This is a genomic window from Mycolicibacterium peregrinum (genome assembly GCF_001665625.1).
Lineage (GTDB): Bacteria > Actinomycetota > Actinomycetes > Mycobacteriales > Mycobacteriaceae > Mycobacterium > Mycobacterium peregrinum_B.
This window is the reverse complement of the sequence record NZ_LZSY01000005.1, coordinates 74404-87623: the sequence shown is the minus strand read 5'-3', so window position 1 is coordinate 87623 and position 13220 is coordinate 74404. Positions and strand designations below refer to the sequence as shown.

Genomic DNA, 13220 nt, shown 5'->3' with positions numbered 1-13220 from the left:
TAGGTGTAAAGCATCAGCCGAAACACTGTCAGCCATCAACCGGAGACAAAACGTCAAGCATCACCCGACGTCATACACTGTCTGAAGTGGGGCGGGCGGGGCTCGAACCCGCGACCTAGGGATTATGAGTCCCCAGCTCTGACCAACTGAGCTACCGCCCCCGGGCGCATCTGCGCCGCAATATGGTCGCACACAGCGCAGACACAGACGCCAATGAGGGGCCGCAGGCACGCCCGTCGCGGATACGCTCACCCCATGGTCCGCTTTCTGCTGCGTATCGCGATCTTTCTGGGCTCGTCGGCCCTCGGCTTGTTGGTCGCCGCGTGGCTGATACCCGGCGTCTCGGTGTCGGCATGGGGCTTCGTCGCCGCGGTGGTGATCTTCGCCGTCGCGCAGGGCGTCCTGTCGCCGTTCTTCCTCAAGATGGCAAACCGCTACGCGTCGGCGTTCCTGGGTGGCATCGGACTGGTCTCCACCCTGGTTGCGCTGGTCCTGGCGTCGGTGTTCACCCACGGGCTCAGCATCAGCGGAATCGGCTCCTGGATCGCGGCCACCGTGGTGGTCTGGCTGGTCACGGCGGTGGCCACGGTGGTGCTGCCGGCCCTGTTCCTCAAGAAGAAGGACGCCTCGACGTAGCCGTCGCCGGTAGGGATCATGGCGAAGGTGCCTTCTCACGCGTTCGCCTCCGACAACGCCGCGCCCGCTCACCCGAAAGTCATGGACGCGATCGTCGCGGCCAACAACGAGGCCGTCGCTTCCTACGGGAACGACTCCGCCACGCCGCGCGCCGCCGACGCGATCAAGGCCGTGTTCGACTCCCCGGACGCCGAGGTGCTGTTCGCGCTCACCGGTACCGCCGCCAACATCATCGCGCTGGCCTCGGCGGTGCGGCCGTGGCAGGAGATCCTGTGCAGCGACATCGCGCACTCACTGGTCGACGAGGCCGGCGGACCGGTCCGGCTCTCGGGCGCCCCGCTGACGAAACTCATCAGCGATGACGGCCTGATCGATCCGGCCGCGCTCGACACCGCGGTGGCCCGCCGCGGGCCGGTGCACCACTCACAGCCACGCATCGTCAGCATCACCCAGTCCACCGAGAACGGCCGCCTCTGGACCCCGCAGGCCATCAAGGACTTCATCGATCACGCCCACGATCTCGACCTGTTGGTCCATATCGACGGCTCGCGGATCGCCAATGCGATTGCCGCCCTGGATATCTCTCCCCATGAGGCCATCGCCGATGCCGACATCGTCACCGTGGGCGGCACCAAGAACGGCATGCTGATGGGCGACGCGATCCTGGCGCGCCGCCCCGAGTTGTTCGACGGAATCCAGTTCGTGCAGAAGCAGATCGGCCAGCTGGCCAGTAAGCAGCGGTTCGTCGCGGCCCAGTTCGAGGCGATGCTGCACGACGGGCTGTGGCTGCAGACCGCGGCCCACGCCAACCGGATGGCCACCCAGCTCAGCACGGGCTTCCAAGCGCTCGGTCTGAGGCTGGGCTCCCCCACCGAGGCCAACGAGGTGTTCGTCGACCTCGAACCCGCGGCCTACACCGCCATCTCAGCGAGCTATGCCGTGCACCGTCCCGAACCACTGCGGCCGACGGTGCGGTTCGTCTGCTCGTGGGCGACGACCGACAGCGAAGTCGACGATGTTCTGCGGTTGTTGTCGTCGATTTCTACCTGAGGGCGGTAGTTCCGGCGGGGCCACAACCCCCGGGTAGAAAACGGCGCGGGCCAGGCGCGACCTGCAAGACTCAGCTGTAGATCGGCTGTCCGTCAGCGCCGAGCCGGTACTCCTCGGTGCCCTCGTCGACACGCGCCGCGTCGGCACCCAACGCTACGGCCACCTTGTTGCACGCATTGCGCATGACATCGAGGGTCAGCTCGACGACCTCTTCTTCCGAAAAATGTTGGCGCAGTTCCTCACCCGACACCTGAGAAGGCGCCCAGATCAGCGCATCGACGTAGCGCAGCGCGGCCTTGTGCCGATCGGACAGCTCGGAGTTCTCGAAGTCGTCGATGCCGTCATAGTCGGACTCGGTGGCGCCGGCCTCCAATGCCGCGGACTCCCGCAGCGACTTACACAGCCGGCAGTTGTGCTGGCGGGCTCCACGCAACCGCACGATCTCCGAGGTCACCGGGTCCAGCGCGCGCATCCGCCCCACGGCCGGGATGAACGTGTCGAGCACGTAGTCGGCGGGGTTGGTTTCGTGGTCCCACACGACGGGACCCTCCGGCCAGTCCACTCCCAGGGCAGTCAGCCCGGCACGCATCCGAGGCATGAAGTCGGCCACATAGATCAACGTTGCCACGGTGAACACGTCGGACCCGAGCAGATCGGAGAACGCCGCCCGCTGGGCGGTGGTGATACCGGTGACGTCGATGCTGAACTGCTCGGCGAACTCGGTGACCATGGGGTCGACCGCGCCGCCGCAGGTCTCCGCGGGCACGGGGGGCAAACCCAGCGTCGACGCGCACACCTCACGGACATCGGCGTTGATATCGGCCAACTTTGGTGGCGACAACGCGATCAGGTGCGTCAACTCATTGAGCAGATCGGCAGACACACCGGCAGTATGCTCCACCGCGTCCCGCATCGTGGCGTTACCCGGCAGCTGAATCCAATATCGCCTCAAGACGCACCCAGCTGTCGACGACTCCGACCCCGACGTTCCCATGGCCACGTCATGAGCGCCCACACACTCGCCACCAAGGCACTGGCCACCAACACATAGACCGGCCATGGCCCCATCAGGTCGAGCAGCGACGCGGTGGTGGGTTTGGCATTGAGGAAGCCGTAGTTGGTACCCGCCATGGCGTTGAACGCCATGGTTCCCACCGCCCACACCACGGTCACCACCACCGCGAACCGATAATCGCGCCACTGCGGACGCATCCCACGGCCCCAGGTCAGATAGATGGCGGCCCACACGACGAGCAGGTGAATCGCCCAGAACGCCAGGAAGGCGTAATGCGGGAAGTCCGGGCTCTTCAGCACCGGCGAGATCAGTGCCTGCGTGCTCAGCACCAGACCCCAGTAGTAGGTCAGTACGAAGGCCCACTGACGCTGCGACCAGAGCGCGTACGCACCCGCGACGGTCGCCAGGTCGGTCAGCTGCAGGGGCACCGACCGTCCGATCGACGGTGGGATCAGGTTGTAGACGAGGATCGCGGCATAGATCGCGGCCGTCGATGCACCGAGGATGCGGCCGCAAAGCCGGGATTGACGTTCGGTCTGGCGACGGCCGAGCCAAACCAGCAGCAGTGCCCCGACGACAAACACGGCGATCACGGCCCAGTGCGACGGGCCGTAGGCCGTGAATTGCCGTTGGGACAGCACCCTTAACTCATTGTGCTTGGCTCACCGAGGACATGTGGAAATCCGGGATCCGGAGCGTCGGCATCGACGCGCGCGTCGCCCAGTCACCCCATTCGCGCGGGAGGGTGACCTCGCTGATGCCCGCCTCGGTGGCGCGCCGCAGCAGGTCCAGCGGGCTCTCGTTGAACCGGAAGTTGTTCACCGCGCCCGTCACCTCGCCGTCCTCGATCAGGTAGACGCCGTCACGGGTCAGCCCGGTCAACAGCAGCACGGTCGGGTCCACCTCGCGGATGTACCACAGCGTCGTCAGCAGCAGACCGCGTTCGGTACCGGCGATCATGTCCGCCAAATCCTTTGCGCCACCGGTCATCAGCAGGTTGTCGGCGGGCACCGCGACGGGTGTGCCGTATTCGGCGGCCACCGCCCGTGGATAGGCCAGTGCATTGACCACACCGTCGCGGATCCAGTCCACCCGGCCGATGTCCATGCCGTTGTCGAAGATCGACACCCGCTCCGAGGAACTCGGCACCGCCACGAACGGCTGGCAGGCCAGCGCGTCGGCGCGCGGATCGGAGTACAGCGTCAGCCCCAGATCGGTGAGCTTCTCCCCCACCCGGGTCCCCCTGGGCGCCGACAGTGCGGTGCGCCCCTCCTGCGCCCCGCGGCCATCCATGGTCCAGGTCAGGTAGATCATCATGTCGGCCACCGTCGACGGTGGCATCAGTGTCTCGTACCGGCCGGCCGGGAGTTCGACGGTCCGCTCCGCCCATCCCAACTTCAGCGACAACTCGTCGAGCAGCGAATCCACCTGCACGTCAGCGAAATCCGCGGTGCTCACCCCGGCCCAGGCACTCGCCCCGTCGCGTTTGGCATTGATCTCCACCGAGCCCGTCGGCTGGGTGTAACGACGACGCAGACCGGTCGAGGTGGCCACGAACGTGGTCTCCAAGACGTGGCGGGCGTATCCGTAGAGCTGGTCGGACCCGGCGAAACCCTTGGCCAGGTCATCGGCGATGCCGGTGAACACCTGCGCCCCCGTGCCCGCCACCGGCGCATCCCAGTCGACCGGCACCTCGGAGCCCGGCAGCGGCGGTGCCGCGTCCCGTGCCTCGGGCGAGGACACCGCTGCCCGCTGCGCGGCGACCACCAACTCCGGGATCACCGCCGGGTCCACCTCGGTGGAGCGCACCGACCCGACATGGGCTTTGCCCCCGCGGCGCACGATCGAGATCACCGTGATGATGCGGCTGACCGATTCGCCGTTGGTGGTCATCGAGTTGCCGGCCCACCTCAGCGAGGCGTCTGCCCGATCGGTGACCAACACCATGGTTTCCGTGCCGGGATCTGCGGCGCCCAAGGCGATCTCGACGACCTGCTGTGCGCCGATCATCGGCCGCCCTCCGTCCGGGTGTTCAGTACGTTGATGCCGCGGAACAGCGCGCTCGGGCAACCGTGGCTGACCGGCGCCACCTGCCCGGGTTGCGCCTTGCCACAGTTGAATGCCCCACCGAGGCGCCAGGTGGATGGTCCGCCAACCGCTTCCATCGCACCCCAGAAATCGGTCGTGGTGGCCTGGTACGCCACGTCGCGCAACTGCCCGTCGAGGCGCCCGTCACGGATCCGGTAGAAACGTTGGCCGGTGAATTGAAAGTTGTACCGCTGCATGTCGATCGACCAGGACTTGTCGCCGACGATGTAGATGCCGTCGGACACCCGCGAGATCAGGTCGTCCGTGCTGAGATCCTCCGGACCTGGCTGCAGCGACACATTCGCCATCCGCTGGATGGGCACATGGTGGGGCGAATCGGCGTATGAGCAGCCGTTGGAGCGAGCCTGCCCGAGTCGCGGCGCGAAAACCCGGTCCAGCTGGTAGCCGACGAAGACGCCGTCACGCACCAGGTCCCAGCTCTGGGCCCGCACGCCCTCGTCGTCGAAACCGACGGTGGCCAAACCGAATTCGACGGTGCGGTCGGCGGTTACGTTCATCACCGGCGAGCCGTACCGCATGGTGCCGAGCTTGTCCGGGGTGGCGAACGACGTGCCGGCATAGGCCGCCTCGTAGCCGATGGCCCGGTCGTATTCGGTGGCATGCCCGATCGATTCGTGGATGGTGAGCCACAGGTTGGACGGATCGATCACCAGGTCGGTGGGGCCGGCGACGACCGAGGGAGCCTTGGTCTTCTCCGCCAGGAGCGTCGGCAGCTCCGCCAGCTCGGAGGTCCAGTCCCACACATCATCACCGGCCAGCGCCTCCCAGCCCCGGGCGGTCGGCGGCGCCAACGTGCGCATCGTCTCGAACGACCCGGCAGCGGAGTCGACGGCCACCGCCTCCATCGTCGGCATCACCCGCACCCGCTGCTGGGTGAGAGACGATCCGAAGGTGTCGGCGTAGAAGGTCTGTTCCTTGACCGCATGCACCCCGGCCGACACATGGTCCACACCGTCGGAGGCCAGCAACCGGCCCGAGTACTCGCCCAGCAGCGCGATCTTGTCGGAGGCGGGGACGGCGAACGGGTCGACGCCATAATCGGACACCCAGGTCACATCCGCGTACACCGGTTCGGCGGCCAACTCGATGCGCTCGGCATTCAGCGGCCCCAGTGTCCTCGCCACCTGCACGGCGCGGCGAGCCGTCTCGGCCGCCACCTCCGGTGCCAGCTCGGCGTTGGAAGCAAACCCCCACGCGCCGTCGACGATCACCCGGACCGCCAGACCCACCTCACGGTTGACCACGGACATTTCCAACTCGCCGTCGCGCAGCTGGATGATCTCGGTGGTGATCCGGTGAATCCGCAGATCGGCATAGCTGGCGCCGGCTGCGACTGCCGCGGACAGTGCCGCATCAGCCAACTCGGACCGGGGCAGCTCCAGAAAATCGGCGTCCACACGTCGTTGAGCGGTCATGATTCCCCACACTAAAGGGTGCTTGTCACCAAACTCATGCTGCGCACAGCAAGAACCCATAGCCTGACTAAATGGTGGAGCTCAGCAGGCGGACGGTTCTGGGTGGTGCGGCAGTGGCGGCAGGCGCGGCTGCGGTCGGATTCGGCGGCTATGAACTACTCAGCAGACGGACCCAGGATACGGCCGGTCAGCCCAACATCCTCGTCGTGATCGTCGACCAGATGCGGGCACCCCAGTGGTTCCCCGATACCCAGCAACTCGGCGCACTGCTGCCCAACCTCGACCGGTTGCGGACGCGAAGCACCTCGTTCGGTTCGCACTACAGCGCATCGAACATGTGCACGCCGTCGCGCGGGGTACTGACCACCGGGCTGTACTCACACCAGACCGGGTGCCTCTATACCGGCGAGGGCCCCACCGAATCGACATTGGCGGCCCGCTTCCCCACCTGGGGCACGATGCTGCGCGATGCCGGCTACCGCACCTGGTGGTGGGGCAAGTGGCACCTGGGCAGTGCGGCCGACAACACCCCCGACGGCCTGGACGTCCACGGCTTCTCCGGTGGCACCTACCCGTCCCCCAACGGCGCACCGAACCAGGGCCTGCAGCAGGATCCCTCGATCGTCGATCAGTTCACCGGGTGGTTCGATGCCGACGCGACCGAGGGCCCCTGGTGCACCACGGTGTCGCTGGTCAATCCGCACGACATCTGCTGGTGGCCGAAAAACCCGCTGCCCGACAATGTTCCGCACGTATTCAGCGCAAAGCCGGCGAACTTCGAGACCGCGGACGATCTGCGCCGCAGGGGCAAGCCCCAGTTGCAGATCGACTACATGAACTTCATGTCGCCGCTGATGACCGGCGCGATGGACTACACCGGACCCGACGCCGCCGCTCAGTGGGCCAGGTGCCTGGACATGTACCTGTGGCTGCATCAGCAGGTGGACACCCAGATCGGCCGGGTGCTCGACACTCTCGCCGCCAGGCCGGACATCGACAACAACACCGTCGTGGTCTTCACCTCCGATCACGGCGAGTACGCCGGGTCGCACGGCCTGCGCGGCAAGGGCGCCGCGGTGTACGAGGAGAGCATCCGGGTGCCGCTCTACATCCGTGACCCGTCCGGTCGTCTGACACCGGGACCCGGCGACACCCGTACCCAGTTGACTTCCAGCGCCGACCTGGCGGCGTTGCTCATGACCATCGCCCACGGCGGCGCCGGTTGGCGCTCCGACTCCCGCTACTCCTACCTGTCCGAGCGTGCCGACATCGCCGGGATGGCCGCCGATGCAGCCACACCGGGCCGGCCGTGGATCGCACACGCCACCGACGACATGTCGGTCGAGGAGATGGCGGCGTTGATGGAATCGCCACTGGCAAAGAAGTTCTTCGGCGCCTCCGGCCCGCCGATGGAAATCCCGACATCGGCGCCCGGCCACATCGTCGCCGTCCGTACCCCCGAGGCCAAGCTCGGCATGTACACGTACTGGAAACCCGGCACCATGGACATCGACACGTCCCGGCCCATCCATCACGAACTGTACGACTACGCAACCGATCCCGGGGTGCAGGAGCTCGACAATCAGGCGGGCCGCAGCCCGAAGCAGGCGGATCTGCAGGCCCTGCTCGACCATCAGGTGCTTCCCGAGCTGCGGGCCCCCTTGCCGAGTTTCCTGGATGAGGCGCAGGAGCAGGGGTTGGCGAATATGAAGGAGCTCGCGGAGCTTCGCGGAGGCTGAGCCGACAGATTTGACACGGAGGCTGAGCCGACCAAATAGGCACGGCGGCTGAGCCGACCCGACCAGCACGAAGGCTGAGCCGAAACCGCTTCCCGGCGGCGTAAGACGTACTAGCGTCCTAGCGACGGTCGTCGCTTGCTAGGAGGTTGGCGTCATGCGCGTGTTGGTCACCGGCGGTACCGGATTTGTGGGCGGCTGGAGCGCGAAAGCGATTGCAGACGCAGGACATTCGGTCCGATTTCTGGTGCGCAATCCGGACCGGTTACAAACCAGCGTTGCCAAGCTCGGAGTCGATGTCTCCGATCATGCCGTCGGCGACATCACCGATCGCGATTCGGTTCTGCGCGCACTGGAGGGCTGCGACGCCGTCCTGCACAGCGCGGCGCTGGTCGCCACCGACCCGAGCCAGACCGCGCAGATGATGAGCACCAACATGGACGGTGCACGAAATGTGCTCGGCGGCGCCGCAGAACTCGGCCTGGATCCGATCATCCACGTGTCGAGCATCACCGCCTTGTTCAATCCCGATGTGGACACGCTGGAAGCGGACCTGCCGGTGTTCGGCGGGACCGACGGCTACGGGCGATCCAAGGCGCAGGTCGAGATCTACGCCCGCGGAATGCAGGACGCCGGCGCACCGGTGAACATCACCTATCCCGGCATGGTCATGGGGCCCCCGGTCGGCAACCAGTTCGGGGAAGCCGGCGAGGGGGTGGCGGCCGCACTGCAGCTGGGAGCGATCCCCGGCCGCAGCGCCGCGTGGACCATCGTCGACGGTCGAGACCTGGCGGCGCTGCACGTCGCGCTGCTCGAACCTGGGCGCGGCCCCCGCCGCTATATGGCCGGCGGTCACCGCATCCCGGTGGACCAGCTGGCCAAGCTGCTCACCGAGGTCGGCAACAAGACGATGTTCGCCGTCCCGGTGCCCGACACCGTGCTGCGCGTCGCCGGGCAGGTGCTCGACCGGATGGGGCCGTTCCTGCCGTTCCAGACGCCGTTCACCGAAGCTGGGATGCAGTACTACACACAGATGCCCGCGTCCGACGACTCACCGAGCGAACGCGACCTCGGCGTCACCTACCGGGATCCACGAATCACGTTGGCCGACACCGTCGCCGGATTCCGAGACCTCAACAGCTGACGGCCGGAAGCTCAGTCGCTTCCGGCCGTCGGCCTTGGTTCTGTCCGCGTCAGTTTCCGGTGACCTCACCCGCGGTCTGCACCATCGTGGCCGCCGGGGCACTGCCACCCAACTGGCGGGCCGCGAAATCGGCTGCCTGGATTGCCATTCCGTTGTCCTTGTAGGAGCTGTGGGCCGCGCGGTTCAAACCACCGGGGAAGCAGATGGGATCGCCGGGGGCGCACAGCTGGATGGTCTTGGCGACGTACGGTGCGCCGATCGCGATAGGCGGTGCACTGCGGTCGGCCAGGCCCAGCACCCACTCGTCGGGGGTTCCGAACAATGCCACGGCCGCGACGTGCGAGGCGACCGATGCGGGCATCGGGCCGCTGATGCCGGCGGGCAGGACGTATCCGGCGGGCACGGAGCTCGAGGTGGTGTAACCGGCCACCGCGGCGCCCTGCGAGTAACCACCGAGCACGATCTTGGTCGCCGGGCAGGTGGCTGCGATCGACTGGATCCGGTTGCTCGCATCAGCGATGCCGTCGGTCGCCTGACCGAAGTTCAGCGATGCCGGGTAGTTGACCGCGTACACGTCCACCGACTTGCCGGGCAGATCAGCGCTGAGCGCGTCGACGAACGCCTGCCCCGTGGCTCCGACGCCCGGCGCTTCGTTGGTGCCGCGGGCGAACACCACCTCGACGTCGGCACACCCGTCGGCGGCATTGGCCGAGGCGATCGGGCCGGCCAGAGAACCGAAGACCAGCGCGGTCAGCGCGAGCGCAGTAAAGATCACGGACTGCGCCACCGTGGACATCATGCTGCCCTTACGGGCTGGTTGCGCTGCACTCATGAGATAACCCCCGGTCCTTCTGTTGCTGTTACCAGCTACAAGCACGAAGTCCGGACTTCGATTCCGCAGCAGTCAAGTGATGTACGTCATCCGAGCAAATTTCGCCGACGGGGATGAGAGCCCGGCTTTTGGGCGTTGAGCTTGCCCGCCGTGGCGGCCGCAGGTCACGAACCGCTTTAATAGCCCGATGGCCACCTCGCGTGTCCGCACGACCGCACTGGGGTACGCGCTTGTCGCACCCAGCTTGTTCGGCGTCGTCACCTTCCTGCTGCTGCCCATGCTGGTGGTGCTCTGGTTGAGTCTGCAGCGGTGGGACCTGCTCGGCCCGATCGAGTATGTGGGACTGGACAATTGGACGTCCGTACTCACCGATTCGTCGTTCGGCACCTCGCTGGCGGTGACGCTGCTGTTCGTGCTGCTGGTGGTGCCGACACAGACCGTGCTGGGCCTGATCGCCGCGTCGCTGCTGGCTCGGGGACTTCCGGGCACCGGGTTCTTCCGCACCGTGTACGTCCTGCCATGGATCTGTGCGCCGCTGGCCATCGCGGTGTTGTGGAAATGGATCCTGGCCCCCACCGACGGGGCGCTGAGCACCGTGCTGGGCCGACCGGTCGAGTGGCTGACCGACCCGGGACTGGCGCTGCCGGTGGTATCCGCGGTGGTGGTGTGGACCAATGTCGGCTATGTGACGCTGTTCTTCCTGGCCGGCATCCTGAACATCCCCGCCGACGTCCACAACGCCGCCCGCACCGACGGCGCGACGGACTGGCAGCGGTTCCGGCACATCACCCTGCCGATGCTGCGGCCAACCATGTTCTTCGTATTGGTCACCGGAATCGTCAGCGCCGCGCAGGTATTCGACACCGTGTACGCGCTGACCGCGGGCGGGCCGCAAGGCCACACCGATCTGGTGGCGCACCGTATCTATGCCGAGGCATTCGGCGCGGCGGCAGTGGGCCGGGCCTCGGTGATGGCGATCGTGTTGTTCGCCATCCTGGTCGGCATCACGCTCGTCCAGCACTTCTACTTCCGCCGCAGGATCAGCTATGACCTCACGTAACGCACTGATCTACGCGGGCCTGCTCCTCGGCGCGGTGGTCACGCTGCTGCCTTTCGGACTCGGACTGCTCACCTCGTTCACCTCGGCCGAGCAGTTCGCCACCGATCCCCCGCTGTCGCTGCCCACACCGCCGACGCTGGAGAACTACGTCGGGCTCGCCGACGCCGGGTTCGGCCGGGCCACCGTCGTGACCGCGTTGATGACGGCGGTCATCCTGCTGGGTCAACTGGTGTTCTCGGTGCTTGCCGCCTATGCCTTCGCGCGGCTGCAGTTTCCCGGCCGCGACGCCCTGTTCTGGGTCTACATCGCGACTCTGATGGTGCCCGCGACCGTTACCGTGGTACCGCTGTATCTGATGATGGCCGAGGCCGGATTGCGCAACACCTTCTGGGCGCTGGTGCTGCCGTTCATGTTCGGCTCGCCGTATGCGATCTTCCTGTTGCGCGAGTACTTTCGGTCGATCCCGGGCGATCTGATCAACGCGGCCCGCCTCGACGGTGCCCATACCCTGGATGTGATCACGCACGTCGTCGTGCCGGCCAGCAGACCGATCCTGGTCACCCTGGCGTTGATCACCGTGGTCAGCCAGTGGAACAACTTCCTGTGGCCGTTGGTGATCACCAGCGGCAGCAAGTGGCAGGTGATCACCGTGGCGACCGCCGGGCTGCAGACGCAGTACAACGCGCAGTGGACGCTGGTGATGGCGGCGACCACGGTGGCGATCGTGCCGCTGATCGTGTTGTTCGTCGCGTTCTCGCGCAACATCGTCCGCTCGATCGTGGTGACGGGGATCAAGTGATCGTCGAGATCCACACCAGGGCTGCCTATCCGCGGCCACAACGACCCTCACGTCGATCTCGCGACAGGAAGCAGCCATGAGGCGCTCGACGACGGCCGCGATCGGCCTGGCGCTGACCATGGCCGTTCTGTTGGTGGCCGCCGTGCTGTTGGGCCGCACCACCGAACCCGAGGGCCGCACCGTGGTCACCGTGCGACTGTGGGATTCACAGGTGGCGGCCGCCTACCGGCAGTCCTTCGCCGAGTTCACTCGGGAGCACCCCGACATCGAGGTGCGGGTCAACACCGTTGCCTACTCCGCCTACTTCGACAGCCTGCGTACCGACGTGGCCGGGGGCAGCGCCGATGACATCTTCTGGCTGTCCAACGCCTACCTGGCCGGATATGCCGACAACGGTCGGCTGCTCGACATCGGACAGACCTTGGGCGCCAACGCCGCCCGGGCCTGGGAGCCCTCAGTGGTCAACCAGTTCACCCGCAACGACGCCCTGTGGGCGGTTCCGCAGCTGACCGACGCCGGCATCGCGGTGTACTTCAACGCCGACCTGCTCGACGCCGCCGGGGTGGACCTCGCCGAACTGACCACGATGCGGTGGTCGAACGGACCAGACGACACACTGCGGTCACTGGCGGCGAGGCTGACCGTCGACGAGCAGGGCCGCGCGGCCGGCACCGAGGGTTTCGACACCGGCCGGATCCGGCAGTGGGGCTACAACGCCGCCAATGATCTGCAGGGCATCTACCTCAACTACATCGGCTCGGCGGGCGGCATCTTCAACATCGGAGATCGTTTCGCCTTCGACAACCCGCAGGCCGTCGAGGCGTTCACCTACCTGGTTCGGATGATCAACGACGATCACGTCGCCCCGCCGGCCTCGGCCACCAACAACAACGGCGACTTCTCGCGCAACATGTTCCTGCAGGGCCGGATGGCGCTGTTTCAGTCCGGCACCTACAACCTGGCCGCGGTGGCGAACCAGGCCCGGTTCCGGTGGGGCGTGGCGATGCTTCCGGCCGGACCCAAGGGACGGGTCAGTGTCACCAATGGCATTGCCGCAGCCGGGAACTCGGCCACCCATCATCCTGACGCGGTGCGCGAGGTACTGAACTGGATGGGTAGCAAACGCGGCAACGAATACCTCGGCGCGGGCGGTGCCGCCATCCCGGCCGTGCTGGCAGCCCAGCCCGTCTACCACGACTACTGGACGCGGCGAGGAGTTGACGTCGGCCCGTTCTTCCGGGTGCTGCGGGGGCCTCGGATCCCGGCGCCGGGCGCGGCCGGCTTCCCGGCCGGATTTCAGGCCCTCAAGCCCTATTTCGACGAGATGTTCCTGGGACGTCGCGATGTGGAGAAGTCGCTGGCCGACGCTCAGTGGGCGGCCAACACGGCAGCAGCGCGCTGACCGACGGAATATTTGCCGCCCG

12 protein-coding genes and 1 tRNA gene are annotated in these 13220 nt (G+C 66.7%); 7 read left to right on the top strand and 6 right to left on the bottom strand.

What is annotated here, in order from left to right; genetic code table 11:
• Positions 1–87 precede the first annotated feature (87 nt).
• A tRNA-Ile gene (locus A5779_RS00685) sits at positions 88–161 on the bottom strand.
• A gap of 94 nt (positions 162–255) precedes the next feature.
• On the opposite strand from A5779_RS00685, the gene A5779_RS00680 reads away from it, so the two are divergent.
• Positions 256–636, top strand: coding sequence for a phage holin family protein (locus tag A5779_RS00680; RefSeq protein ID WP_064877963.1), 381 nt, complete (start codon positions 256–258; stop codon positions 634–636).
• Between the two features lie 18 nt (positions 637–654).
• Entirely contained in the window at positions 655–1686 is a 1032-nt protein-coding gene (locus tag A5779_RS00675; RefSeq protein WP_110776747.1) for a threonine aldolase family protein, read from the top strand.
• A 70-nt stretch (positions 1687–1756) separates the two neighbouring features.
• Here A5779_RS00675 and A5779_RS00670 read toward each other — a convergent pair whose 3' ends face one another.
• Genes A5779_RS00670 through A5779_RS00655 form a run of 4 tightly spaced genes read right to left on the bottom strand, consistent with a single transcriptional unit; the run spans position 1757 to position 6225 of the window.
• Positions 1757–2599: a carboxymuconolactone decarboxylase family protein gene (locus A5779_RS00670; RefSeq protein ID WP_064877961.1), complete on the bottom strand. Its 843-nt coding sequence runs from the start codon at positions 2597–2599 to the stop codon at positions 1757–1759.
• A 35-nt stretch (positions 2600–2634) separates the two neighbouring features.
• On the bottom strand, positions 2635–3342 hold the full coding sequence (locus A5779_RS00665; RefSeq protein ID WP_064877959.1) for a YwaF family protein: 708 nt from the start codon (positions 3340–3342) through the stop codon (positions 2635–2637).
• 7 nt (positions 3343–3349) lie between these two features.
• Positions 3350–4711, bottom strand: coding sequence for a TldD/PmbA family protein (locus tag A5779_RS00660; protein WP_064877957.1), 1362 nt, complete (start codon positions 4709–4711; stop codon positions 3350–3352).
• On the bottom strand, positions 4708–6225 hold the full coding sequence (locus tag A5779_RS00655) for a TldD/PmbA family protein (protein WP_064877955.1): 1518 nt from the start codon (positions 6223–6225) through the stop codon (positions 4708–4710). Before A5779_RS00655 ends, A5779_RS00660 begins: the two co-directional genes overlap by 4 nt.
• A 71-nt stretch (positions 6226–6296) precedes the next feature.
• Between A5779_RS00655 and A5779_RS00650 the strand changes: the two genes are divergently transcribed.
• Positions 6297–7964 (top strand): sulfatase-like hydrolase/transferase, encoded by a 1668-nt coding sequence (locus A5779_RS00650; RefSeq protein WP_064877953.1) that lies wholly within the window; start codon positions 6297–6299, stop codon positions 7962–7964.
• 154 nt (positions 7965–8118) lie between these two features.
• Positions 8119–9105, top strand: a complete 987-nt coding sequence (locus A5779_RS00645; RefSeq protein WP_064877951.1) for an NAD-dependent epimerase/dehydratase family protein — start codon at positions 8119–8121, stop codon at positions 9103–9105.
• 49 nt (positions 9106–9154) lie between these two features.
• Here A5779_RS00645 and A5779_RS00640 read toward each other — a convergent pair whose 3' ends face one another.
• Positions 9155–9937: a cutinase family protein gene (locus tag A5779_RS00640; protein WP_064877949.1), complete on the bottom strand. Its 783-nt coding sequence runs from the start codon at positions 9935–9937 to the stop codon at positions 9155–9157.
• Between the two features lie 187 nt (positions 9938–10124).
• Here A5779_RS00640 and A5779_RS00635 point away from each other — a divergent pair, with 187 nt between their 5' ends.
• The 3 genes from A5779_RS00635 to A5779_RS00625 all read left to right on the top strand — a co-directional run bounded on the left by A5779_RS00635 (position 10125) and on the right by A5779_RS00625 (position 13198).
• Entirely contained in the window at positions 10125–10997 is an 873-nt protein-coding gene (locus A5779_RS00635) for a carbohydrate ABC transporter permease (RefSeq protein ID WP_055115342.1), read from the top strand.
• On the top strand, positions 10984–11796 hold the full coding sequence (locus A5779_RS00630; RefSeq protein WP_064877947.1) for a carbohydrate ABC transporter permease: 813 nt from the start codon (positions 10984–10986) through the stop codon (positions 11794–11796). Before A5779_RS00635 ends, A5779_RS00630 begins: the two co-directional genes overlap by 14 nt.
• Positions 11797–11872: 76 nt before the next feature.
• Entirely contained in the window at positions 11873–13198 is a 1326-nt protein-coding gene (locus A5779_RS00625) for an ABC transporter substrate-binding protein (protein WP_064877945.1), read from the top strand.
• Positions 13199–13220 lie beyond the last annotated feature (22 nt).